The 25,376-nt window shown below is 44.9% G+C and carries 22 protein-coding genes and 1 pseudogene; 13 read left to right on the top strand and 10 right to left on the bottom strand.

Annotation, left to right across the window (positions count from 1 at the left end):
* Positions 1 to 67 precede the first annotated feature (67 nt).
* The 3 genes from nth to AAA942_RS10300 are packed head-to-tail and all read left to right on the top strand — an operon-like array spanning position 68 to position 3,734.
* Positions 68 to 739 carry an endonuclease III gene (gene nth / locus AAA942_RS10290; RefSeq protein ID WP_338220182.1) on the top strand — a complete coding sequence of 224 codons (672 nt, stop codon included), beginning with the start codon at positions 68 to 70 and terminating at the stop codon, positions 737 to 739.
* Positions 739 to 2,514, top strand: a complete 1,776-nt coding sequence (gene asnB, locus AAA942_RS10295) for an asparagine synthase (glutamine-hydrolyzing) (protein ID WP_338220183.1) — start codon at positions 739 to 741, stop codon at positions 2,512 to 2,514. Before nth ends, asnB begins: the two co-directional genes overlap by 1 nt.
* Positions 2,511 to 3,734 (top strand): glycosyltransferase family 4 protein, encoded by a 1,224-nt coding sequence (locus AAA942_RS10300; protein ID WP_338220184.1) that lies wholly within the window; start codon positions 2,511 to 2,513, stop codon positions 3,732 to 3,734. The genes asnB and AAA942_RS10300 overlap by 4 nt, the downstream gene beginning before the upstream one ends.
* Here AAA942_RS10300 and gldB read toward each other — a convergent pair.
* Positions 3,697 to 4,701: a gliding motility lipoprotein GldB gene (gene gldB / locus AAA942_RS10305; RefSeq protein ID WP_338220185.1), complete on the bottom strand. Its 1,005-nt coding sequence runs from the start codon at positions 4,699 to 4,701 to the stop codon at positions 3,697 to 3,699. The two genes, AAA942_RS10300 and gldB, sit on opposite strands and share 38 nt — an antisense overlap.
* A gap of 113 nt (positions 4,702 to 4,814) precedes the next feature.
* Between gldB and AAA942_RS10310 the strand changes: the two genes are divergently transcribed.
* From AAA942_RS10310 to AAA942_RS10335, 6 genes are all read left to right on the top strand, one after another.
* Positions 4,815 to 5,819: a radical SAM/SPASM domain-containing protein gene (locus tag AAA942_RS10310; protein WP_338220186.1), complete on the top strand. Its 1,005-nt coding sequence runs from the start codon at positions 4,815 to 4,817 to the stop codon at positions 5,817 to 5,819.
* Positions 5,820 to 5,926: 107 nt separating this feature from the next.
* Positions 5,927 to 8,518 (top strand): SLBB domain-containing protein, encoded by a 2,592-nt coding sequence (locus AAA942_RS10315; protein WP_338220187.1) that lies wholly within the window; start codon positions 5,927 to 5,929, stop codon positions 8,516 to 8,518.
* Positions 8,515 to 9,582, top strand: coding sequence for an exopolysaccharide biosynthesis protein (locus AAA942_RS10320; RefSeq protein ID WP_338220188.1), 1,068 nt, complete (start codon positions 8,515 to 8,517; stop codon positions 9,580 to 9,582). The genes AAA942_RS10315 and AAA942_RS10320 overlap by 4 nt, the downstream gene beginning before the upstream one ends.
* A gap of 12 nt (positions 9,583 to 9,594) precedes the next feature.
* On the top strand, positions 9,595 to 10,884 hold the full coding sequence (locus AAA942_RS10325) for an oligosaccharide flippase family protein (RefSeq protein WP_338220189.1): 1,290 nt from the start codon (positions 9,595 to 9,597) through the stop codon (positions 10,882 to 10,884).
* Positions 10,868 to 11,791 (top strand): glycosyltransferase family 2 protein, encoded by a 924-nt coding sequence (locus tag AAA942_RS10330; RefSeq protein WP_338220190.1) that lies wholly within the window; start codon positions 10,868 to 10,870, stop codon positions 11,789 to 11,791. The genes AAA942_RS10325 and AAA942_RS10330 overlap by 17 nt, the downstream gene beginning before the upstream one ends.
* A complete protein-coding gene (locus AAA942_RS10335) occupies positions 11,782 to 13,170 on the top strand; it encodes an O-antigen ligase family protein (protein WP_338220191.1) in 1,389 nt (462 codons plus the stop codon). The genes AAA942_RS10330 and AAA942_RS10335 overlap by 10 nt, the downstream gene beginning before the upstream one ends.
* 160 nt (positions 13,171 to 13,330) lie before the next feature.
* On the opposite strand, the gene AAA942_RS10340 is transcribed toward AAA942_RS10335, so the two are convergent.
* Positions 13,331 to 13,897 (bottom strand): class I SAM-dependent methyltransferase, encoded by a 567-nt coding sequence (locus AAA942_RS10340; protein WP_338220192.1) that lies wholly within the window; start codon positions 13,895 to 13,897, stop codon positions 13,331 to 13,333.
* A gap of 354 nt (positions 13,898 to 14,251) precedes the next feature.
* On the opposite strand from AAA942_RS10340, the gene AAA942_RS10345 reads away from it, so the two are divergent.
* The gene (locus AAA942_RS10345; protein WP_338220193.1) at positions 14,252 to 15,088 is read left to right on the top strand and encodes a tyrosine-type recombinase/integrase; all 837 of its coding nucleotides are present in this window, start codon (positions 14,252 to 14,254) and stop codon (positions 15,086 to 15,088) included.
* Positions 15,085 to 16,228: pseudogene (locus tag AAA942_RS20320) on the top strand (IS91 family transposase). The gene AAA942_RS10345 and the pseudogene AAA942_RS20320 overlap by 4 nt, the downstream one beginning before the upstream one ends.
* A 336-nt stretch (positions 16,229 to 16,564) precedes the next feature.
* On the opposite strand, the gene AAA942_RS10360 reads toward AAA942_RS20320, so the two are convergent.
* The 8 genes from AAA942_RS10360 to AAA942_RS10395 form a co-directional block, all read right to left on the bottom strand.
* Complete coding sequence (locus tag AAA942_RS10360; protein WP_338220196.1) at positions 16,565 to 17,677, bottom strand: DUF1214 domain-containing protein; 1,113 nt, start codon at positions 17,675 to 17,677, stop codon at positions 16,565 to 16,567.
* A 23-nt stretch (positions 17,678 to 17,700) separates the two neighbouring features.
* Positions 17,701 to 19,212 carry a DUF1254 domain-containing protein gene (locus tag AAA942_RS10365; protein ID WP_338220197.1) on the bottom strand — a complete coding sequence of 504 codons (1,512 nt, stop codon included), beginning with the start codon at positions 19,210 to 19,212 and terminating at the stop codon, positions 17,701 to 17,703.
* Between the two features lie 163 nt (positions 19,213 to 19,375).
* Positions 19,376 to 19,930 (bottom strand): hypothetical protein, encoded by a 555-nt coding sequence (locus tag AAA942_RS10370; protein ID WP_338220198.1) that lies wholly within the window; start codon positions 19,928 to 19,930, stop codon positions 19,376 to 19,378.
* 5 nt (positions 19,931 to 19,935) lie between these two features.
* Positions 19,936 to 21,006: a serine hydrolase domain-containing protein gene (locus AAA942_RS10375; RefSeq protein ID WP_338220199.1), complete on the bottom strand. Its 1,071-nt coding sequence runs from the start codon at positions 21,004 to 21,006 to the stop codon at positions 19,936 to 19,938.
* Positions 21,007 to 21,182: 176 nt separating this feature from the next.
* Positions 21,183 to 21,554, bottom strand: a complete 372-nt coding sequence (locus AAA942_RS10380) for a hypothetical protein (protein ID WP_338220200.1) — start codon at positions 21,552 to 21,554, stop codon at positions 21,183 to 21,185.
* A gap of 10 nt (positions 21,555 to 21,564) precedes the next feature.
* On the bottom strand, positions 21,565 to 22,023 hold the full coding sequence (locus AAA942_RS10385) for a hypothetical protein (RefSeq protein ID WP_338220201.1): 459 nt from the start codon (positions 22,021 to 22,023) through the stop codon (positions 21,565 to 21,567).
* On the bottom strand, positions 22,020 to 22,448 hold the full coding sequence (locus tag AAA942_RS10390; RefSeq protein WP_338220202.1) for a polyketide cyclase: 429 nt from the start codon (positions 22,446 to 22,448) through the stop codon (positions 22,020 to 22,022). Before AAA942_RS10390 ends, AAA942_RS10385 begins: the two co-directional genes overlap by 4 nt.
* Before the next feature lie 67 nt (positions 22,449 to 22,515).
* Positions 22,516 to 23,082: a Crp/Fnr family transcriptional regulator gene (locus AAA942_RS10395; protein ID WP_338220203.1), complete on the bottom strand. Its 567-nt coding sequence runs from the start codon at positions 23,080 to 23,082 to the stop codon at positions 22,516 to 22,518.
* A 414-nt stretch (positions 23,083 to 23,496) separates the two neighbouring features.
* On the opposite strand from AAA942_RS10395, the gene AAA942_RS10400 reads away from it, so the two are divergent.
* Both AAA942_RS10400 and AAA942_RS10405 read left to right on the top strand, forming a co-directional pair.
* Positions 23,497 to 24,258, top strand: a complete 762-nt coding sequence (locus AAA942_RS10400) for a tyrosine-type recombinase/integrase (RefSeq protein WP_338220204.1) — start codon at positions 23,497 to 23,499, stop codon at positions 24,256 to 24,258.
* Complete coding sequence (locus AAA942_RS10405) at positions 24,255 to 25,376, top strand: IS91 family transposase (RefSeq protein ID WP_338220205.1); 1,122 nt, start codon at positions 24,255 to 24,257, stop codon at positions 25,374 to 25,376. The genes AAA942_RS10400 and AAA942_RS10405 overlap by 4 nt, the downstream gene beginning before the upstream one ends.

Raw genomic sequence — 25,376 nt, forward strand, 5'->3', positions numbered from 1 at the left:
TTAGTCTTAATCTCTTAAAAGTAAAGATTCCTTATCTTACCCTCCCGATTAATTGATCCAATCAGAAATGCTCAAAAAACAACGCTACGAGGCTATTATCCATCACTTTTCTGAAAATATGCCGGTCGCCGAGACTGAGCTGGAATACGACAACCCCTTCCAGCTTTTGGTGGCGGTGGTGCTCTCTGCCCAGTGTACTGACAAGCGCGTCAATATTGTGACCCGAGAGCTATTCAAGCATTTTCCCACTGCCGCCCATTTGGCTGCGACTCATTTCGACGAGCTTTTTCCCTATATCCGATCCATTTCCTACCCCAACAACAAGACCAAGCACCTCATCGGGCTGGGCAAAATGCTGATCGATGACTTTGGCGGGGAAGTTCCCTCGACGGTAGAGGAACTGGTCAAACTTCCCGGAGTAGGAAGAAAAACAGCCAATGTCATCACCTCCGTGGTCTGGCAACAGCCCAATATGGCGGTAGACACCCATGTTTTCCGCGTTTCCCGGCGCTTGGGCTTAGTCCCAATGACAGCAAAAACCCCTCTGGAAGTCGAAAAACAATTGGTCAAACATATCCCCAAGCAGTACATCCACAAAGCCCATCATTGGCTGATTCTCCATGGGCGCTACACGTGCCTGGCCAGGAAGCCTAAGTGCGAAGAGTGCCAAATCACTCATCTTTGCAGGTATTTTGAGAAAAACCTGAAGCAAATCCAAAAGCAGGAAGGAGAAGGCTGATGTGCGGAATTCATCTGATTTGGGGAAAGGATGCCAATGAAGTCGCCATCCAGACCATGGTCTCTGATTCCCATCACCGGGGTCCTGATCAGCAGGCCGTTTATTCACCTTGGCCAGGCTTGTGGATTGGGGTAAACCGTCTGAAGATCCTCCATCCCGGACCGGATGCGGACCAGCCTTTTTGGGCTCCTGACGGCAACAGCCTACTGATTTGGAATGGGGAGATCTATAATTTTTTGGAATTGAAAAAGCTCCTGACCCGCATGGGGGTCGAGTTTCTCACCCAATCAGATACCGAGGTTTTATTGCATTACCTCAGATACTTTGGGGTAGATGGACTAAAAAATCTGGAGGGCATGTTTTCCCTTCTTTTTGTGAATCTGATCGATCAGTCTGTCGTGGTAGCCAGAGACCGAAACGGGGAAAAACCTCTGTATTTCTCCCAAAATCCAGACACGCTGGCAATTTCTTCAGAAACCAGAAGTCTTTCCAGACTTACTCAAGCTGAACTGGATACCCATCAAATCCAACCCTATTTCTACCTCCGAAGTCCTATCCCTGAAAAGACTTTTTTCAAAGGAATAAGACCCTGGAAACCGGGTAGATTCAGTAAAATTTCCCAGCATAGCACTTTTAGATGGGATACCTTGCCCGATCCAGAACCACAACAGGCTGCACCTGACCAGAAGTCCTTTATCCAATGCCTGAGTGGAGCAGTTCAGCGGCAGTTTCACGCAGATGTCCCACACGGGATCCTACTTAGCGGAGGAGCGGATAGTTCTTTGATTTATTCGCTGTGGTATAAGGAGACAGGAATTCCCCTGCCGGCCTATACGATCGAGGTGGAGAAAAAGTACCGGAAAAAATATTCGGACGCCACTTTTGCCAAACAATTGGTTCGGCAAGTCCCTGCCGAGCATCATTTGGTAGCGGTCTCCCAGCAAATTTTTCTTGATCGCTGGGATGAATACCTTCAAGGTGTGGATCAGCCCATTGGGGATTCGGCTGGCTTCCTTACTTGGTTGATCGGGGACCAAGCCAAAAACCAAGTGAAAGTCCTCGCCTCGGGCGCTGGGGCAGACGAGCTTTGGGGTGGATATCAGCGCCATCAAGCCTTTTTTCAGTATTTGAAATATCCAAGTTTTTGGGGCCAAATAGCACCATTTCTGAGCAAATGGCCCTTGGGAAGGACTTGGAAAAAATTTATGCAAGGTATCGATGCTGACCCAAGGATCACTTTTATGAATTTCGCAGCCCTTCAAAATCCGCCCAAAGAACTTCTGGAGGACTATCTCCGGATTTTTGATTCCCATCTCAGCCCTTACAAGCAGGCTTTGGATTTTGACCGGAAAGTCTATTTGGTACAGGACGTATTGAAAATACAGGACAATGCCCTGATGGCCCATGGAATAGAAGGAAGATCTCCCTATTTGGATTCATCAATGATCTCGATTTGGAGAAGTGTGGAAGATCCAAAAGCCCTTTTGGGCAAACCATGGATCAAACAAAGCCTTGAGGACCTCAACTTGGGTTGGATCGCCTCCAGGCGAAAGTTTGGTTTTGGGTTGCCTTTGGCTGAATGGCTAGGGGAAAACGGACCCTTTGCCCAAAGGGTATTTGCTTCCATTCGGGATTTCGCTCCCATTGCGGCAAAAGAGCTTCCCCCTGACGTGGCAGATTTTTGCAGGAATCCGGAGAAACAGGTGAAAGTCCATTTTTTAACCCTTTATAACCTGTTTCTTTTAGCAGAATGGATGAAATTGCACCGAGCATGAGAATCATCTACATCCACCAGTATTTTCGCACCCCGGAAGAAGGCGGGGCCGTGCGGTCCTACCACCTTGCCAAAGGCTTGGTGGATGCGGGTTTTGAGGTGGAAATGATCACTGCTCATGATTTGCCTCACTACGATCAGCGATGGATTGACGGGATCAAAGTCCATTATTTGTCTGCTCCCTATGATCAGAAGTTTGGTTTTGCCAAACGGACGCTTGCCTTTTTCAGCTTCGTTTGGAAGGCTAAAAAACTGCTTCAAAAGCTTTCCAGGCCAGATTTGCTCTACATCACCTCGACTCCTTTGACTACCGGACTGATTGGCCTTTGGGCTAAAAAAACACTTGCTCTTCCTTATCTCTTTGAGGTCAGGGACCTTTGGCCGGAAGCTCCGATTCAGGTGGGCGCTATCAGAAATTATTTTCTGAAAAAAGCCCTCTATCGGCTGGAAAAAAGAATCTATGATCAGTCCATGGGCCTAATTGCCTTGTCTCCGGGTATCGCCGCACACCTGAAAAATATCAGTCCCGCAAAATCAGTTGCCCTAATTCCCAATTTTTCATCATTGGAAACCTTTTTTCCTCAGGAAAAAGACGGGCACCTCTTGAAGGAATTCCGACTTTCGGATGGCCTTACCATCAGCTATACAGGCGCTTTGGGTCAAGTCAATGCCGTAGAGGAGCTCCTCCTACTTGCAGAGATGGCAAAAAATGAGGGTAAAAACTGGAATTTTCTCATCATGGGTAAAGGTAGCCATGAGCAAATTCTCAAAAAGAAAGCACAGGAAATAGGATTGGATCAGGTACACTTTATTCCTTTTGGGCCCAAGGAAAAAGTCAATCAGATCCTTTCTGTCTCTGATTTGGCTTGGATTTCTTTTGCGCATCTCCCTGTGCTGAAGACGAATAGCCCAAACAAGTTTTTCGATGCCCTCGCAGCAGGAAAGCCGATTTTAGTCAATCACAAAGGCTGGGTCTATGATTTGGTCAAAACACACCAAATCGGGATTTCCTGCCTTCCGGGAAAAATGGAAAAAGCTTTCGCCAAACTGGAGAATCTGGAGCAGAACAAGGAGGAATTGAAATCCATGGGAATCCGCAGCCGAAAGTTGGCCGAGACCTATTTTTCCAGAGAATTGGCGGTATCCAGACTTATCGAGGTAATCCGCCCCAAGAAAGCCAATCTTACTCAGGGCGACGAGGTCGATATTCGGACTGCCTGAATATTTTCTCCGCGTCGGGTTCACCCATAAGGACGGCTAAATCGATCTGCTGATTCATGCGGTAGTCATCCACGATATTCCAGCCCATCCATCTCCCCAACCTACCCGGAGCTTTTGTGCTGATCGCGTCAGTGAATGGAGCTTCTCCTATGTACTTGCGGATTTCGAATGGATTGGTCTCATACAAGAGTTCATTTTCTACAAAATGAGACCAGATATACTCCTCATTGGCCCAGCATTCTTCGATCTCCTCAGGGGTGTAACCAATGATAAACTGATCTGAAGTGCAGGGAAGGATGGATTTGACAAAGTGATAGGACTTGCCGTAATAGATCATCTCTGAGAGCAGAGTCTTGTCCTGAGGATTGGTCTGATTGTATCGCGAGGAAATGGCCAAAACAATCATCGGAACCAAATATTCCCTTTGATATCGCTCAGCGATGTAAATGGGCAAATCCGGCTGAAAGCTGTGATCTGAAGGAAGAAAATAATCCAAACCGATCACCAACATATACTCTGAAACCAACAGGTCAGAACCAAAGCCCGACACGAAAGTATAGACCTTTGGAGCTTTGAAATCCGGGAAGTAAAATCGGATGTATCGAAAGGCATTTTCCAAATCGGTCTCCAACCAGGAAAGGTCTTCAAACTCCACTTTGACCGAATCATAAAGGGATCTGAGCCCTGGGTCTCCGTGAACCTGAACTAGATTGGAAATCAAGGAATCCTGAGATAAATAGAGGTCTTGCTCCAAAAACTGATCTGCAAACTCAGGATACTTTTCCAGCAAATAGGCAAAATCCAAGGGCGTCTTAGCCTGAAAAAACTCATCCTCCAGCCGCGTTATTTCCAATTCCAACGGTTCACCAAGCAGTTCTGCGTCAATGGCGCATTCCTCGGTTTTCTTTTGACAGGAACCCATCCAAACCATCAAAAAAGCAATTATGCCAAGTCGGATTTTATTCATGAAGACGATTTTTTTGACAAAGTAAACAAAGCCTGACGAAACCAACGAAGATTCTCCCGGCAGGTTAAGCGTCTTTCGTTTTAACCTCCCGGCAATTCGGTGTATTTTTCAGCGTGAAAAACCGATGGATTACCGCGAAGGCCTTTTTTTCTTTTTTGAGCTTTTCCAAAGTTGCCAATTTCCTGCAACTCTACTTTTCCTTTCACCTCAGCCGATGGCTGGGCAAACCCATCCTTTGGGGTCAGCCGACCACTTTAAGCATTGAGCCCACCACCAGCTGCAATCTCCGCTGTCCAGAATGCCCATCAGGCCTGCGTTCCTTTACTCGACCTACAGGCATGCTGCAGGATGGGCTATTTGAACGGATCATCACTCAGACCAGAAATCGGCTTACCTGGCTTCACTTGTACTTTCAGGGAGAGCCTTTCCTGAATCCAAGGTTTTTGGAAATGGTCTCCTTCGCAAATTCCGCCGGAATTTTCACCTCCACTTCTACCAACGCTCATTACCTCAGCGAAAGTACGGTGCAAAAAATACTTTCTTCCGGACTTCGTCAGCTGATCGTATCCATGGACGGCGTCACTCAGGTAGTCTATGAAAAATACCGGGTAGGAGGGAATCTGGAGAAAGTAGAAAAGGGCTTGAGACTTTTGCTGAAAGAAAGGAAGGCTCAAGGGAAAATGTTTCCAAGAGTCATTCTTCAATTTTTGGTCACCGGACAAAATGAGCACCAAATCCCCGAACTCAAAGCCTGGTCTCAAGAAGTGGGGGTAGACGAGCTTCAGCTGAAAAACACCCAAATCTATGATTATGAAGAGGGCTCGGAGTTGATTCCATCCGACTTAGGGTATTCCCGCTACATTCCAGACGGAAAAGGGAAATGGAAGCTTAAGAAAAAGATCGAAAATAAGTGTTGGCGAATGTGGCAAGGGGCTGTAGTCACTTGGGACGGGAAGGTGGTACCCTGCTGTTTTGACAAAGATGCCCGGCATGTCATGGGAAATCTTCAAGACCAAAGCATGCAGGAAATCTGGGAATCCCCCTCCTATTTTTCATTTCGTGACCAACTGCTTCAGGACCGGAGTCAGATCGAAATCTGCCGGAATTGCACCGAGTAACAAGTGGAGTGATGGGGGTTTTTAGCATCAAATTTGGTAGAATTAAGAAATTGATGGATTTTTAGTGGTTGATTTGCCCTTAATTCACCTGCAACAGTCTTTTGCCCATGACTTTATTCAAAAGAATCTGGTACTTTTTTGCCTTGGTTTCCTTGCCGGTTTTCCTTAGTCCTCAAGCTTTTTCCCAGCAGTCTATGGATATTTCCACCATTCAGGTGGATGAGCTCAGTGACGCACAAATCGAGGAATTGATCCAAAGAGCAAATGCGGCCGGATTGAGTACAGTAGAGTTTTTGCAGATGGCCCAAATGCGAGGCATGCCTCCTGCAGAAGTGGAAAAACTGAGAAGAAGAATAGAATCCTTGGACACCACTGGCTCTGCTACCCGGATGGGTTCGGTCTCCAAAAGAGAGCCTAGACAGCAGGTTGATCTCAACGAAATCACCCAAGGAATCGCCCAATACCAAGAAATTCCCGATAGTTCGGGGGGCGAGACCATTTTTGGTTCCTCACTTTTCTACCAAAAAAACAGAAGACTCAGCTTTGAGCCCAGTCTGAATCAGGCTACTCCAAAAAGCTATGTTTTGGGTCCCGGAGATTTGGTCTATGTGGATATCTACGGACAGTCTGAGAAATACTACGAAGCCACAGTAAACCCTGAAGGCTTTATCCTTCTGGACAATATCGGTCCGGTATCGGTATCAGGCAAAAGCCTCGAAGAAGCCACCGCATTGATCAAAAACCGGGTGAGCCGATTCTATCCCGGTCTCAGCGGGAGCAGTCCAAATACCTTCCTCCAAGTCACTTTGGGCAATGTCCGAACCATCAAAGTCCATATTCTAAATGAGGTGAGGCTGCCGGGTACCTTCACGCTTAGTGCTTTTTCCACAGTATTCAATGCACTTTATGCAGCAGGCGGGCCCAACGAAAACGGGACTCTTCGAGCCATCGAACTGATCCGGAATAACAAAAAAGTGGCTGAAATCGATGTGTACGAGCTCCTGACCAAAGGAACTGCCAATCTGGATATTCAGCTTCAGGATCAGGATGTGATCTTGGTCAAGCCCTACCTTGCCCGGGTGAAAGTATCCGGAGAGGTGAAGCGCCCCATGACTTTTGAAGCCAAGCCCGGTGACAATCTTGAGGATTTACTGGGTTATGCGGGAGGTTTTACGGATTTGGCTTTCCGTGACCGGATCGGGATTTCCCGAATTACCGGAAATCAGCGCTCGGTATCGGATATCTATCAGAATCAATTTGGCCTGTTTCTCCTCCAAGGGGGAGACGAAATCACTGTGGGTCGAATATTGGACCGATACGCCAACCGGGTACAGATCAAAGGGGCTGTCTTCAGACAGGGCACTTTCTCCTTGACTGAAGGACTTACACTGACCCAACTCCTCAAAAATGCGGAAGGCCTCAAAGGTGATGCTTATACCCAAAGAGCCAGTATCTTGAGAACACGGGACAATCTGAGCTCGGAAATCATCGAGGTAAACCTGAAAGCGATTCTAGACGGCACTCAACCGGATATCATCCTTCAGCGGGAAGATGTGGTTCGCATTTACTCCATTTACGATATCCAAAATGAGCGTTATGTTCAGATTTTGGGAGAGGTAAAAAGACCGGGCACCTATCCCTACTCAGCTGGAATGACTCCTGAGGAATTGATTCTATTGGCGGGAGGCCTTCAGGAATCTGCGAACACCCAGGATATCGAAATCGCCAGAAGGCTGGAAGATGCGGATTTGGGCACTTTGGCGGACATTATTCCCACTGCTGTCAATCCTGATTTGTCTTTCCGCTCAGATGCCCCTGAGCTTCAGCCCTTCGATCAGGTGATTGTAAGAAAAAGGGCCAATTTCAATATGCAGAAACTGGTGGCGGTAGAGGGTCAGGTAAATTCACCGGGAATTTTTGCCATCGAAACCAGCCTGGAACGGGTCTCTGACCTAGTCAACCGGGCGGGTGGTCTGAACCAATTTGCCTATGCCAAAGGGGCTACCTTGATTCGAAGGACCGAATTTTTCAATACCGAATCCGAGCAAATCCGCCGACAGAGAAATCTGGAGGCGCTCCGACTCAAACTTTTGGAAGACCCCAACAACTCGGAAGCCCAGGAAGAATTGTTGCAGCGCCTATTCAGGGATTTGCCCAAGGAAAAAACCAATCCCGTGGATTCCTTGCTTTCCAATGCAAAAAGAGAATCTTTGGATCAGATCGCAGTCAGTACTCCGGGATTTGCAGTGAAATTGAAAGAGTCTGAAGCAGTCGCCATCAATCTGGAAAAAATCCTCCAAAATCCGGGCTCTGCTGAAGATCTGCTTCTGGAAGAAGGAGACATTTTGGCTGTGCCCAAGCTATTGCAGACAGTCCGAATGAGAGGAGACGTAGTCTATCCGACTACCCTGAGACATGAAAGCGGCAGAGGACTAAAATACTACATCAACGGGGCAGGAGGATTTGAGCGAAGAGCCAATCGAAAGCAGACCTATGTGGTCTATGCCAACGGAGCGGTGAAGCGGACCAAAGGCTTTTTGGGAATTCGAAATTATCCGACAGTCGAGCCTGGAGCAGAAGTGATCGTACCTACCAAAGGGCCGAGAGTTCCGCTTCGTTTGGGAGATGTAGTGGGTATTACGACCGGCTTGGCCACTCTGGCTTTGGTACTTTCGCAAATCAACTGGAACCAGCCATGACAGAGAATAAGCACTTTTCCGATAGCCAATTTACCCTTCGCGAAGTTGTCCAGAATATTCGCGATTGGTTTGCTTTTTTTCTTTCCCAATGGAAAATCTTATTCGCAGCAGGGATAATTGGTCTGGCCTTAGGTGCCTTGGTATCTATTTTCAAAAAACCTGTTTTTCATGCTGAAACCTCTTTTGTTTTGGAAGAGGGAGATGCCGGAGGGATCAGTCAGATGTCCGGACTGGCTTCTTTGGTGGGAGTGAACTTGGGCTCTTTAGGAAGTACCAGCGGGCTTTTCCAGGGGGACAATATCATGGAACTGTACAAGTCTGACCGAATGCTCGGGGAGACTTTGCTCAGTCCCTTTGATGGGGAAAAACTCCTGATCGATCGCTTTGTAGAGTTTGAGGAACTGGATAAGAAATGGGCTTCCAAAGTGGATATCCCCTCGATGGACTTTTCTATCTCCAGGGGGCAGTTTTCCGTAGCACAGGACTCGGTCGTCAAAGAGGTGGCCAAGCTGATCCGGGAGCGGCAATTGTCCGTGACCAAGCCTGACCGAAAGCTCAGCATCATTCAGGTGAGCATTTCTTCAAAAGACGAACCTTTCGCCAAGGTCTTCAATGAAACGCTGGTGAACAAGGTGAATACCTTTTACTTCGAGACCAAAACCAAAAAAACCGGAGAAAATCTCTCCATCCTTCAGTCTCAGGCCGATTCCGTTCGGGCTATTTTGGACGAAAGTATAGGGGCTTATGCCACGGCTCAGGACCGCGTTCCCAATGCTAATCCCCTGCTCAACAGTGCCACTGTGGAAAGCCGGAAGCGACAGATCGATGTGCAAGCGACGGGAGCCGTCTATCAGGAAATCGTCAAAAACTTGGAAATCGCGAAAGTCAATCACCGCAATAATTCGCCTTTGATCCAGATCATCGACTCCCCGAGATTTCCCCTGAAGCGGTCCGAGATCCGACTCGTCAAGGGAATGGTATTGGGGGCGGTCATTACAGGTCTCCTCGTTCTTTTTGGTCTCTACTTCCGCAGACTGTATCAAAAACATGTGCAGGAAAGCTAAACCCAAGCTGCCATGTTTGAAAAACTCACCTTACTTCCGCTCAGTAATTTTATCCGAAACAAGTCGATTCAGAACTTTTTGTTTCTGGCGATCATCCAGTCCTCCAATGTGCTGATTTCCATCATTACCATGCCTCTGCTCATCCAAAGCATCGGGGTGGATCAGTTTGGACTGGTCAATTTGGCGCTTTCAGTGATCATTCTGCTGAATATCCTGGTCGGTTTTGGGTACAATCTCAGTGCCCCGAGAGAAGTGGCCATCAATCAGGAGGACAAAGATTCCTTATCCCACTTGGTATCCAATGTTTTCTCAGGCAAAATCATCCTGGCTTTGCTTGCGACTTTGGTCATTTTCATCGGGGCTTTTGGATTCAATCTATTTCAGGAATATCGGCTTATTCTGGTTTATTCTTCCCTACTCCTGTTTTCTGAAGCGACCTTGCCGCTGTGGTTTTTTCAGGGGATGGAAAAAATGAAACTCGTCTCTATCGCCAATATTTTCTCTAAACTCCTCTTTTTGATGGGCATTGTGCTCTTTATCCACAGTCCGGAGCAAAGCCAGTGGGTGAACTTTATGTTGGGATTTTTTGGACTTTCTATCAATCTGATGCTCCTTTTTTACATCCATACATTTATGGGTATCAGGTTTTATCGACCTGAGTTTTCGGCCATTTACCAAAGCCTGAAGGAAAACATCCTGCTTTTCTTTTCCAATCTGGCCAGTCATATTTCTATTAATGGAGGACTGATTATTCTGAGCTTCTTCTCTGCTGCTGAGACCTTGGGCATGTATAGCTTGGCGGAGCGAGTGGTGATGGTTTTGAGACTATTTCCTGCTTTGATCATTCAGGCCATTTTTCCCAATGCGTCCAAACTTCACAAGGAAGATCCGGTACGCTTTTTCCGCTTTCTAAAAAATGTCTATCTGCGGGTGCTTTTGGCTGGAATGGTAATTTCGGCAGGGGCACATTTTACAGCGCCTTGGATCATCAGGGTTCTTTCCCGAACAGACTTGCAGGAGTCGGTGATTTATCTGAAAATCCTCGCGGCAGTTCCTTTTTTAGCCTGCCTGAATGTGGGAAATGTAACTCTGCTTTTGGTAGCAGACCTGAAGGAGTTGCTGTTTAAAGCCAGCTGGATGATGTGTGTTTACATGATCGTTGTTTCGGCGATTCTGACCAGCTATTTGGGAGGCCTTGGCCTTTGTATCGGAATTATCTCCACCGAGATCGTCGTGTTTTTGATTTGTCTCACGCTGCTGTATCGGCACAAAAAAGAGCTAATCCGTGGCTTTTACACCTGACTCTTCGGTAGCGATCATTTTGGTCAATTGGAATGGGCAGGAATTTACCCGGGCCTGCCTAAGCTCTTTGGAAAAAGTAGACTATCCCGATTTTCAGGTGATTTTGGTGGATAATGACTCCAAAAAACCCGAAGGACAGGTGCTGAAGAAGGAATTTCCAAAGCTTGTGCTTTTGGAGAATGAGCAAAATCTGGGTTTTGCGGGAGGAAACAATGTAGGCATCAGAAAAGCCTTAGAAATGGGTTTTTCTCACCTCATGCTCCTAAATAATGATACCCTGGTGGAGCAGGATTTTTTGGGAAAAATGATGCTTTCCTTTTCAAAAAATCCCAAACTAGGCCTGCTGCAGCCAATGATTTGCTTTTTGGATGAACCCGAAAAAATCTGGTCGGCCGGTGGAAAATTCATCTCCCTGCTCGGTCGTGCCAAAACCCTAGGGGACCGAAAAACCTTAAAAAATTATCAGCCATTTTCGAAAAAACTAGACTGGGCGACTGGCTGCTGCATGTTGCTTACTCGAGAAGCCATTCTACAATCAGGACTCCTCAATGAGCAGTATTTTGCCTATTTCGAAGATGTGGAATGGTCCCTGAGAATTCGGAATCAGGGCTTTGAAATCGGGTTGGTTCCTGAAGCAAAAATCTACCATGAAGCCGGAGCTTCCTCCAAAAAGTCACACTCTGAAGGAACCTTGAGTGCAAAGGTGTTTTATTTCCATGTGCGCAATCAATTATTCTTAATTCGAAATCAGAATATTCCTTTAGGATTCATCTATAATTTGGGGAGATTTACGCTTTGGATGGGATATTTCCTGCTTCGAGGCCGTTTTCAAAAGCTCAAAGCTGTGGCCAAAGGAATCAAAGATGGCCTTTTTACCCCGATTAAACCCGCTCCAAAATGGCCCTGATCGTCTTTCTATTGATCGCATTGGCGGTAGGGGTAGGATTCCTCTGGACACTGGAAAAGATGGTTTTTCAGGGAAAATGGACTTATGCCATCTTCTTTCTTGCCGCATTTCTTCCATTTTACATTACCAGCTTGAGTGTGGTGTACCTAGCCACTCAATCGGCTGCCGTGGTGAGTATATTTCAAATCCTCAAGGAGCTGGTGGTCTTGGTAGGGCTGCTGGTATTTGTCCTTTATCATCGGAAAATCGCCGAGTATCCCTTCCGGTTGCAGTCTACGGATTGGTTCTTCTTGGCATTGCTGAGTTTGGCCTTTGGCTATCTCTTGCTTCCCATCGGGCAGGCCTCGTTTTTGAATAAGGCGCTGTATTTCAAAAGCATGCTGATTCCCGGCTTGGTTTATTTTCTGGGGAGAAATACTACCTTTTCAGACTTCGAAATTCAGCGGGTTTTCAAGATTATCTTTTTTGTAGCTATTGGGGCTTTTCTGGTCAATCTGGTAGAAAATTTCCTGCTCAATGCCCACTTGCAGCAGTTTACGGGCTATGCACTCTACAATTTTGCGATCAATGACATTGAGCCCACAGGGAACTTTGGTCTGACCTGGACCTTTGAAACCCAAGCGGTGACCAAGCGATTGGCGAGTTTCTTTTCGGATCCTCTGGAAATGGCCAGTTCGGTTTTGATGGGCTTTGCGGCAGGATTGATCTGGTTTTTGACCAGCAAAAGAGAATACAACTGGCTCTACCTCCTGGTGATGGCCTGTTCTTTGGGCAGTTTGGTTTTTTCCGCTTCGAGAGCAGCCTTTGGAGCCTTTTTCGTGATGATTTTCTTTATCGCCTTGGTTTTTCGACTCTACAAACTGATCGGTGCGGGCTTTTTGGCCTTATTGGCATTTGGTATTTATGTGGTCTTTTTTGCCTCTGAGGACTTTTACTTTTTCGTGATCGATACACTCACATTCGAAAATACCTCCAGCATCGGTCACGTGGTGGAGTGGCTTTTGGCTTTAGATTCTATGGTTGCCAATCCCTTGGGGATAGGCTTGGCCATGAGTGGCAATGCCGGAAGTGTCACGGATGAACTTCGGGTAGGGGGAGAAAACCAGTTTCTGATCTACGGGGTGCAGTTGGGCTGGATTGGGATGCTATTGTATATCCTGATACTAGCTTCTGGGGTGGTACTAAGCCTGCGGGTTTTTTACGGAACAGATTCTACACCCAAGGCTCGGATTGCCTTTGTCGGAGCAGCTACAAAGGTTGGCTTACTTTTGCCCCTATTCACGGCCAATGCCGAAATGTACACTTATGTAGCTTGGGTAAGCTGGTGGATGATTGGCTTTTCGGTGAGGGAGTATGGGAGAATTCCCACTAAGGAATAGAAACAGGCTTGATGTTCTAACGGCCCTGGCTATGGCAAGTGCTGGATTTTGAAACCAAATCTTTGTCCACTAGCCCGAATGTTATTTAGTTGAAATGCCTTCATTAATTAAGCAGTAAGCACGCATTTGCTATACCCGATTTGGTGCTTAGTCTTGTTCTTTATTTTTCAATTACGATCATACGATAATCTGTTTCAGATTTATTTCCGCTGTCTTTATCTTCAAAAACATACTTGAAGTCCTTGTCGATAAATCGTTTTTGTTTTCTTTCAAAGTCAATTGCTTTGTTGAGAGTTTGGACTTTATTTCCTGTGTCCTGAATGCAAAAGACAACATGGCATCCGTTTCTCATATCCGAAACGATTTTTTTAATCAGTTCTATTTCTTGTTCTCTGTCCTTCTTGGCGAAATGAAACATACTATCCAATAGAACAAAGTCAAACTCACCAAAACGGTCAAAAGTGTAAATGTCTCCGACTTGCCCATCCAAATCCAATTTTTCATTTTGTCCGATTTCCTTCATTTGATTGATACCGATTTTTGAGTTGTCAATTCCTGTCACAGAGTAGCCAAGTCTCGCCAAAGCAATTGCATCTCTTCCTTGTCCGCAACCTAGGTCCAGTACTTTCCCTTTCGTTGGAAATCCACTAAAAAACTCGATCAATTCAGGATAAGGCTCTCCGAATAAGTTTTCTGTCTGATAGTATTTGTCATAGGTTACTGTCATTGCCGTCTTTTAGCATTAGGCATAACGTTTTGTGTTTAAGGAGTTGCCGGAGTAGGAGGGTTTAAAAATGAAGTGAAACGGAATGTTAAACCCGACCTGCAGCGCAACTCTCCCCCGATAAGTACGAAATTAAGAAAGCGATTTGAATAGGGACACAACACCCGGCAATTACTTAAACACGGTGTTGCACTAAACCTGCGGTAGTTTCTCCGATAAGCAGCCGGAAAGAGGTAACTTTTTGATTCAATCTTAACCGTTTTCAATCATGAAAAAAAAGAAAACCTCCTCCAGACCGCTTGCTCCAAGATAGCTGGATTTGCTGAACTACTGGCCAAGTTTGAGCAAAAAGTTACCGTGGCCGGCAAAAGTCAAAGTACAGTCACCAACTATGGCCGTCATCTGGCCAAACTTGCCCTTCATTTCAATGAATTGCCCACTGAGGTCGATCCCGACCGGGTCAATGATTACCTGCATCTGGTCAAGCGGGGACACAACACCCCCTCGGATTCCTACTTCAAGTTTACCGTCTATGCCCTTCGCTTCGCCTATCGGATCGAGGGTATGAAAGACAAGCGGATTGAGCTTCCCACGATTAAGCGGAGCAAAAAGCTTCCCGTAGTCCTGAGCCAGGAGGAAGTTCGCAAACTGCTCAAAGCTCCCAATCTGCTCAAGCACCGCGTGCTGATCGGCCTGCTGTACGGCTGTGGGCTTCGCTGCTTTGAAGTCCGGAATCTGAAAATTGCCGACTTGGATTTTGACCGGAAAGTACTTCACGTGAAGGATGGCAAAGGCAAGAAAGACCGCTACGTCCCCTTGGCGGATATCCTGATCCGGGGGCTGAAAGCCTATCTGGAGGCTGAGCAGCCTCATATCTGGGTGTTCAACAGTGCCGATCGGGAGATCAAAGGCCGTGCGGGCGGGGATTTCGACTCCCGCTATTCCCAGCGGGGTGTACAGTGGGCGGTGAATGAAGCCAAAAAGAAAGCCGGGATCCAAAAGCCGATGAATGTGCATACGCTCAGACACACCTTTGCCACGCATCTGCTGGAAGAGGGGCTGGACATTCTGACGATCAAAGATCTGTTGGGTCATGAGTCCATCGATACCACGATGATCTACCTTCATGTAGCCCAGACCGACAAGTGCCGTGCCTTCAGTCCATTGGACCGACTGTATCTGTCCCGTCGTTGAGAGCCAATCACGAAGTGGCTCAGGTGCTCCGACAGCATTGGGCCGAGGTGGAGCATCATCCCCAGATCAACCGCTGGCAGTTGCGGACGCTTTCTGCATTAAAACGCTGCAGGACTTCCGATCTGGGCGGCCATGTGGATGCCTGTACCGACTGCGGGAATACCCGGATCAGCTACAATAGTTGTAGGAACAGGCACTGCCCGAAGTGTCAGGGTAAGAACCGGGAGGAATGGATATCCAAGCGGGAAGCCGAACTGCTTCCTGTGCCCTACTTCCATGTCGTGTTCACGCTGCCTGACACGCTGAATCAGCTGGCGATGTATGAGCCCAAGGCCGTCTATGACAGTCTGTTTGAAGCAGCATGGCAGACGGTCCGCTGCTTTGCCAAAGACCCCAAACACTTAGCGGCAAAAGCCGGAATGATTGCTATTCTGCACACTTGGGCCTGCCTGCCGGCAAAGGCAGGGCCAAACCATGACGCTGCATCCGCATCTGCACTGCATCGTACCGGGAGGAGGGCTGACTAAAAGCGGAAGGTGGAAGACAGCCAAAACTCAGGGCAAATACCTGTTTCCGGTCAAGGCGATGAGCAAAGTCTTTCGCGCCAAGTATGTCAAAGCACTCAAGTCCCGAGTCATACCGGAGAAGGAATTGATCGATCAGCTCTTCAAAAAAGAGTGGGTAGTCTATGCCAAGCGGCCCTTTGGACATCCCAAAGCAGTCCTCGAATACCTGGGCAGGTATACCCACAAAGTAGCGATCTCCAATCACCGGATTCTGGACATTGGTCCAGCACAGACTAGGTTCAGCTACAAAGACTATCGTCAGGGAGCCCAAAAGTTGGAGATGAGTCTGGACAATCTGGAGTTTATCCGGCGATTCTCCATGCATATTCTGCCCAAAGGACTGGTTCGGATCCGACACTTTGGAATATTGGGAAGTTCGGCAAAGCAGCTCACCATTCCGCTAATCCATCGGGAACTTGGAATTTCGATTCCGGAACCCGAACCCAGAATTCTGGAAAGCTTCAACCCGCGATATTGTCCTTGCTGTCAGAAGGAAAGCATGGTGAGCATCCAGCGCCTGCCCAAGCGTGGCCCGCCAAAGGCAGTGTTTTCTACTGTACTAACCCAATTTTAATTCCTGATTTTTGTCGGCAGCCTGCCCGCCTCAGGAGGGGCGAAGCTATGCCAACCCGTTGGTCAGGCAGGCCCATGACACAAAGAAGCCCTTCCAAAACAAGTCTGGAGGGGCTACAAAACTTATAATTGAGAGGCTATTGGAACTTACTCAACAACTCTAAGAGGACTTTTTGAGCTATCTAACCCTACAAATCCAACTGAAATTCCGACTCAATCCCCATAGGCACCTCACCGGTTTCGTGCAACAGCGCTTTCATTGTTCGTGCTACGCACGCAACGAAAGCTTAGTTGTTGGCAATAGTTTTTCTTTTTCGAAATGAGACCTCACATTAATCTAATTTCTTTCGATTTGAGGGAATGTCAAATTTTCAACGGGATTATATACTCTAAAAACACCGTAAAAATCTACACCTGCCGTTGGAATTGCATTTTCACCATCACCCTCTGGGTTTATTCTTAAGGTAAATGTTCCATCGCTGTTGGGTTTTGCCTCATATGAAGTGAATGAATAGCGATTTTTGGAGTTTGGGATTAAGTACCGGTCTTCCATCGAATATATAGTAAGTGACCAATAACCATTTGAGTCTTTAACTAAACCATTGGCAGGAACAGTAATTTCATAGGTACCTGTTCCTTTTACCGGTTCACCATTTTGGTCTTTTACATACTGTGTATATTGCACGTATCTTGCCTGTGTTCCCAACTGGCCAAGAAATACACCTGCCGCACGATCCATATCCCCAACACCTTCAAATTGAGAACCGAAAAGTCTTGTCCCGTCTTTTTGTTGAAGTCCGTATGCTTTGATCAACTCCAGTCCGGCTGCTGTCTCTTCTTCAGTAAACTCAGGAATTGTAAATGGAAAATCGCCACCACCTCCGGTAATGGTAATATTTTTCGCCAGATCCATAACCTCGGGTTCATTACCCACAATCACCTGCCTGGTAAACGCTAAACCCTGGTAGGTATTTATAACGATCTCCAAAGCATCTTTAATTGGAGATGTTTGGCTAGGCAAGCGAATGACAATCGGCTTTTTGGGCATTACTTTTACCTCTACAAAGTGATTCATGTCGAAAACTGATAAGGAATAATACTTGTCGTACTCTGGCATGGTGACAACAACGGGCTCATTCGAGATATTAAACCACGAGTAACCATAGTTTACATCGGCTTGTGGGGTAATTACTGTTCGGTCATCTGCGGTAACCATGCCGCTAAATGTCCACGCTCCATATTGATTCTCGCTAAGCCAGGCATCCCTCATTTTCGCTTGTTCAATTGCTGGATACCAATGGATAAATTCAGCTATGCGCACTGATGATGGGTCACTTGCTGGCTTTGATTGGTTCTCATTTGGTTTATTTTGACTTCCATTTTGCTCACATCCAACGAGTATAATAATGCTCAAGCACAAAAAAAGGGCACGATTTAATTTTGATTTCATTTTGATGATTATTTATTGTGTTTTTATTCTACTACTTCAAATTGACCAATTTTCCAGGTTTTATCAAAGAACGCCTGTTGGGTACCGTAGGTTCTGAATAAAGGAAACCATCCTTCCCCGGGTATCGTTTGCAGCCAATTGGATTCTTTTCCTTCAGGTGATTTTGGTCCAATATACAGGTCAACACTTCCGTCCGAATTCACTACCAGGTTTTTGTCTCTCGAATCTATACTAGTAGCACGCAACTTGTCCTTAGCATCTTTATTGTCAATAAAACATCGGGTATCTTCACTATAAAGAACTAAAGACCAAAAATTAGAGGCTGGGATTCCGGCAGGCAAATGTAATTTGTAAGTTTTTGAACCACTTAAAAAATTACCCATTGCATCCTCTTTTGTAGTCAGATAGCTTGTAGTTCCTGGTCCTGGTTCGTTAGATTGCATCCCTCTGGTTATGGTCACTGCTTCATATAGATATTCATTGCTTTCATCTAAAAAGTATATATCCGGTGTGGTTTTAGTAACCGGAAAATTTGAAAGCAATCTATACCATCTACTGCCTTTGTAAAAAGGCTTGTTCTGTCTTGGCATAATCTGGTTTGCTCTGCACATTAGTTCGCCTAAATTGGCAGCTTCCGTAAACAACTGCTTTTGTGTGTCATTGGGATTAAATGGTTTTCCATCTTCTATGCCTAAATATTTCATATACGTATTAAAGATTTTATCCTCCTCTGCTACGGGTTCATTTTGAATGACCTCATGCACCAATTCAAAATACTTCAGGCCGCGAAAAGGATGTCCCCTAAATCTTTTATCTGTTTTTGTAATAAACCGCGCAGGCCTAAGTTCCTCCCCGTACTTGCCTACGAGGAATTGAGCTTTCATTTGATCATTGAGCTCTTGGTCTGGTGAAAGAAAGCGGGTGCCGATAAAAAGTTTATTGGTTGAGGCATTGATTACATATACACCTTTTATATCCAGAATGGAGGCGTCATACTTGGGTGGGATAATAAGATACTTTCCACCTTTACCTTTATCAGGGCCGGTAAAACCTAAATCAGCTATAGAAAGTTGGAAGAAGTTCATGATAGAACCGGCAGATGGGCCCGCAGGATAGTCGATAACAACAGGTCCGGTTCGTGAAAGATCAAGCCAGGTAACAATGTAGGGAGTGCTTGAGTTAGAGGTAACAATACCTACTTTTTCGTTAAACGATTCATACTCCACAAAATCCAAATCATCAGCTTCGTAAACGTCAAAATGGGCTTTATACCACATACCAAAGGTGGTTATTGGCAGTGACCATTGATAAACTTCTATAGCTCTTTGTAAAGCCAATTGGTCATTTAAAGTCTGGATGGATGATTTTGTAATGTAGGTTTCGTTGAGTTGAATGTCACCAAAATCCGTTTCAATAATTTCATTTCCAACGAGCTGAGCATCAGACAAGGGGATTTTAGTGTCGATTTTAACCTCTTGATTGCATGAAATAAATACAATCAAAAATAATAAAGATAATTCTCTAATTAATTTCATGTTTATTGTTTTAAATTATTGCCAACGGTTTGGTGTATGAGCAGTAGCGGATTTAACCCACTAAACTGTCAGATAGCACCGAGCTTTGATTTATGATTTTGTGTTTCAAAATAGCACTAAACCCGCTATTGCTTATACACAATGTTACCATGCGTTATTCCTTTCAAAATTTATATCCAATTCCAAGTCCCATCCATAAATGAATTGTAGTTCCGTTGATTACCATTGGGTCGTACAATTCAAAATATCCACTTTCTTCAGTAAGTGATCTTGTACCATAAAAAGGCGTGAACGAAGCAGAAAAAAACATATTTTTCTTTGTATAATACTTGTACGAGGCTATTAGACTAGGGTTGATAAACACATCAGTCCTTTTTCTGAAGGAGGATATATTTCCACTACCGATAAGCAACTGAACTCCAACGCCCAATTCGAAGCCATGACGTTCATTTTTTGATTTCCATTCGTGACGTATATCTAATGGTATCGACCAAAAATTAAGGTATTTGTCGGTTTCATTTTCTATCACTCTCAAGAAACCAATTCCTCCACGTCCATTCCAGTTCCCTTTTATCTGTCTTTGGTAGTTAATGGAGTAAATTAATCCGTGACCACCAATTTCAAAAAACACATTTTGTGACCTTCGTTCAATTTCTTGAGCGGTCAGGTTGTGAGAAAAAAAGGCAAATATCAAAAATAAAATGAAGTATTTAAGCATAGTTTTCAATTAATAAATTGGCTAATAAATTGTTCTACCTGACTGCCATTTTCGTGGTCTTCATTTCTGCTTGTGGCGTTATTCCAAAGAAAACTGGGGGCTGAATTAGATGTATTTTTCATCAATACTGTAACCGTTCCTTTTTCTTTGTTCAAGATGATAAATTGTCCCCCAAAACCACTTGCCCACCAAGTATCTGTGTCCAAATCGTACCACCATAATAAACCATATCCTTCAAAGAAGTCATCGTCATCCAAATCTTTATCAGTTCCATCTTTAGAATAGGCGAAAAGCATTTGGTCTATCCAAGATTGTGATACTATTTCTTGATTGCCCCAAAATCCATTATTCAAAACTATTGACCCAATTCGTGCTAAGTCTTCGGAAGATATATATAATCGAGAATGTGGATGTTCCGTATTGTCCTGCGATTCATAGATAATATTTACTGAGTTGTAGTTTAACATTCCCAAAGGTTCTGCCAGCCATTGTTCAATCAAATCTTCTACAGGTTGTCCTGTCTGCTGTTTCAGAATCTGGGGAAGAGCATTAAAGTCCCAATTATTGTAGTAAAAATGCTCGTTTGGCAGGAATGTACCCCTTTGAGGCTTTCTTTCTTTCATTAAAGCTGTCTCTCCACCAGCATTTAGATAAATACCTGACCTTGCCTTCAATAAATCTGATATTCTTGCCGACTTCTCCGTTTGAGTCAAAGGCTGTTTATTATCATCAAATGAAATAGATTGCAAGGTGGAAGTAGTATCTATTATTCCCTGCTCCTGAGCTATACCATATAGAATACTGTAAATACTTTTTCTGACAGAGGCACAATTCATTGGTAGCTGGTAGTCTCCGTAGGCGTAAACTAGCTTTTCATCTTTCAAGACAATGGCAGCATCAAAAAAGGTATTATCTTCAATGAATTTGTTTATCTCTGAGACTTCAGAGCTTGTAAGTAAATTAGCACTTTCCAAAGGCTCGTAACTTTGCCTAGTTTCAAGCTCAAAAAAAGGGTCAACCTTTATACAAGATTGAGTGATACATAAAATCAAAATTAGATACGTTATTTTTTTCATTTCCATTTTATTTGTTTTAATGCTTGGTAACGGTTAGTATATGAAAAGTAGGTGATTTCGAAGCACTAAACTTTCGGCTAAGAACAAAGTTTGATACGAGCCAAAAGCCTTGGTTTTACTACTATTTCGCCTATTTTTTATATACATTGTTACCTGCTGGGCTTTTTTCGGTCTTACTACTTCGTCCACTCTGTCCAAGGAATAACAAAAGGCAAAACTAAAACCCAAATTAAAAAGAATAAAGCCATTCCTGTCGGATAAGGTTGGTTGTGTTTAATTGCTGGTAAAGCAACTACCAAAAGCCAAGTTCCTTTATAAATAAATTGAACTAAAAGTATTGGCGAAAATGAGATAGGTCGCCAAAGCCCCAAAATTGATAAAATTGCTATGGCTAACCACAAACAACCAACAAGTCGTATAACTTCTGTCGGTTGGTAGGCATTTTGAAATACCGTTAATGCTGATTTGTTTGGATTGCAAACAGAAGTTATACTTATCCAACCTGCTACAATGATGTTTGCTATGTAAACTATTTTTAGTGCTATCACTTTTTACTTTTTAAAAGGTTCGTCCAATACCTGACTTTAATACAGGAAGAATTAAGTTATTATCTGCATTTATTGTTCGGCCTATGCCTAAACGGCTGTCAAAGGTCCAAGCCTTTGATTTCCCAAATCGGTAAGCATAGCCATAACCTGCATAAGGTAGGAATGTTACGTTTTTGTCTTTTCGCAAATAATCGCTTTCTAGAAATGCTGTTCCTACAAATACAAAATGTCCGTTCATTCTCTCGTTTATAAAATACTTCAAATTGATGCCGTGTGTGTTGATAAAATTTGTTTCCAATTGAACCGTTAATTTGTCAAATGTTCGCATTTCCAATGTCAACAATGGGGTAAATGGAGGAAAAATCAAAAAACTTAACCTGATATTTCCAATAGGCAATTTAGGTTCAGTTGTTTGTGCTTGTAATTTTGAAAAAAAGGAAAACAAGCATACGAAAATTACTGTTTTCATTTATTTTCTGCTATTCGTTTGAAGTTATTCATTACTTCTGGCAATACTTTTCTGAATTGTCCGCCAAGCATAATTCCAAAGACATATTTTAAGAAACCTGTAAACGCAATATCGTCCGTAAAATGAACTTCGTTGTTTGTTTCTGTCAAACTACGCATAATTACAAGTTCGCCAACTGGCATAATTGTATTGATGGTGTATGATTGATTAGGGATTAGTTCTGAAATGTAAAATTTCAATTTTGGTCCCGTTTTAGGTATCATAGTTCCTTTTGCACCTTTTTCAAAAATGCCTTCAAGGTTTGCTTCAATAAGTTCAGTGTCCCACTCGTGCCAATTTTGAACGTCAATAAGTGTCTGCCAAACTTTGGTCTTTGTGGTTTTTACAGAAATTGTAAAACTAAAGTGATGATTGCTCTGCTTCATTTTCAGGTATTTTATTAAAACTTTTTGCAAAGTTCTGTCTGAAAAATCAAAAACTACTGCACCTATGTTAAGTTGCCAATTTTTTTCTAATTCTGCTCAAAGACTGTGGTGCAATACCCAAATAAGAAGCCAAAATTTTTAATGGTATTCGTTTCAAAAGTTCAGGTTCGTTTACAAGCATTTTTTTGTAACGAAATTCTGCTGTTTCTGTTTGCAGTTCTTCTAAAATCTCTTCTGTAAAAAACTGTACTTCTTGGATTATTTTTCTCGCAAAGTCTGTCCAACTTTTCAGTTTATACAAATCATTAGTATGCCGATATGAAATTTGCCAAACAATTGATTTTTCTATGGATTGAATATTTTCGTTTGCTGGTTTTTGAGAATTAAAACTTGCTTGAGAAGTAAAAAAATAAGGTGCTTCGGTAAAAAACTTTGTTATGTTATTTCCTTCTTTGTTGATGTAAAAATGAAGTAGTCCGCTTTCCAAAAAGTAGAGGTGTCGGCAGACTTTACCTTCTTGTAAAATAATTTCGTCTTTCTCCATTACCCGTTTCTCAAAGCAAATAGAAATTTGCTTCCATTCGTCTGTCGGAAGTGAAGTATATTTTTCTATGAATTGTCTTAACTCGTTCAAATTTTACAGTCAATTTTTTTTGGTGTTCGGTCTTTAGCCTTGCAGGTAACGGGTTCGGGCTTTGCGTTCGGGCGGGTTTCGGAGCACAAAGCTTCAATTTATTACTAAAGTTAAATAGAAGCACAAAGCTCCAAGTTTGCACGTCACCCCGCCTGACGCAAAACCCGTGTTGCACTAAACCTGCGGTAGTTTCTCCGATAAGCAGCCGGAAAAGGGGAACTTTGTGTTTCAATCTTAACCGTTTTCAAGCATAAAAAAAAAGAAAACCTCCTCCAGACCGCTTGCTCCAAGGTAGCTGGATTTGCTGAACTACTGGCCAAGTTTGAGCAAAAAGTTACCGTTGCCGGCAAAAGTCAAAGTACAGTCACCAACTATGGCCGTCATCTGGCCAAACTTGCCCTTCATTTCAATGAATTGCCCACTGAGGTCGATCCCGACCGGGTCAATGATTACCTGCATCTGGTCAAGCGGGGACACAACACCCCCTCGGATTCCTACTTCAAGTTTACCGTCTATGCCCTTCGCTTCGCCTATCGGATCGAGGGTATGAAAGACAAGCGGATTGAGCTTCCCACGATTAAGCGGAGCAAAAAGCTTCCCGTAGTCCTGAGCCAGGAGGAAGTTCGCAAACTGCTCAAAGCTCCCAATCTGCTCAAGCACCGCGTGCTGATCGGCCTGCTGTACGGCTGTGGGCTTCGCTGCTTTGAAGTCCGGAATCTGAAAATTGCCGACTTGGATTTTGACCGGAAAGTACTTCACGTGAAGGATGGCAAAGGCAAGAAAGACCGCTACGTCCCCTTGGCGGATATCCTGATCCGGGGGCTGAAAGCCTATCTGGAGGCTGAGCAGCCTCATATCTGGGTGTTCAACAGTGCCGATCGGGAGATCAAAGGCCGTGCGGGCGGGGATTTCGACTCCCGCTATTCCCAGCGGGGTGTACAGTGGGCGGTGAATGAAGCCAAAAAGAAAGCCGGGATCCAAAAGCCGATGAATGTGCATACGCTCAGACACACCTTTGCCACGCATCTGCTGGAAGAGGGGCTGGACATTCTGACGATCAAAGATCTGTTGGGTCATGAGTCCATCGATACCACGATGATCTACCTTCATGTAGCCCAGACCGACAAGTGCCGTGCCTTCAGTCCATTGGACCGACTGTATCTGTCCCGTCGTTGAGAGCCAATCACGAAGTGGCTCAGGTGCTCCGACAGCATTGGGCCGAGGTGGAGCATCATCCCCAGATCAACCGCTGGCAGTTGCGGACGCTTTCTGCATTAAAACGCTGCAGGACTTCCGATCTGGGCGGCCATGTGGATGCCTGTACCGACTGCGGGAATACCCGGATCAGCTACAATAGTTGTAGGAACAGGCACTGCCCGAAGTGTCAGGGTAAGAACCGGGAGGAATGGATATCCAAGCGGGAAGCCGAACTGCTTCCTGTGCCCTACTTCCATGTCGTGTTCACGCTGCCTGACACGCTGAATCAGCTGGGGATGTATGAGCCCAAGGCCGTCTATGACAGTCTGTTTGAAGCAGCATGGCAGACGGTCCGCTGCTTTGCCAAAGACCCCAAACACTTAGCGGCAAAAGCCGGAATGATTGCTATTCTGCACACTTGGGGCCAAACCATGACGCTGCATCCGCATCTGCACTGCATCGTACCGGGAGGAGGGCTGACTAAAAGCGGAAGGTGGAAGACAGCCAAAACTCAGGGCAAATACCTGTTTCCGGTCAAGGCGATGAGCAAAGTCTTTCGCGCCAAGTATGTCAAAGCACTCAAGTCCCGAGTCATACCGGAGAAGGAATTGATCGATCAGCTCTTCAAAAAAGAGTGGGTAGTCTATGCCAAGCGGCCCTTTGGACATCCCAAAGCAGTCCTCGAATACCTGGGCAGGTATACCCACAAAGTAGCGATCTCCAATCACCGGATTCTGGACATTGGTCCAGCACAGACTAGGTTCAGCTACAAAGACTATCGTCAGGGAGCCCAAAAGTTGGAGATGAGTCTGGACAATCTGGAGTTTATCCGGCGATTCTCCATGCATATTCTGCCCAAAGGACTGGTTCGGATCCGACACTTTGGAATATTGGGAAGTTCGGCAAAGCAGCTCACCATTCCGCTAATCCATCGGGAACTTGGAATTTCGATTCCGGAACCCGAACCCAGAATTCTGGAAAGCTTCAACCCGCGATATTGTCCTTGCTGTCAGAAGGAAAGCATGGTCAGCATCCAGCGCCTGCCCAAGCGTGGCCCGCCAAAGGCGGTCTTGCCCTCAGTATCAACCCAATTTTAA

The sequence above is a fragment of the Algoriphagus sp. oki45 genome (genome assembly GCF_036245605.1).
GTDB lineage: Bacteria > Bacteroidota > Bacteroidia > Cytophagales > Cyclobacteriaceae > Algoriphagus.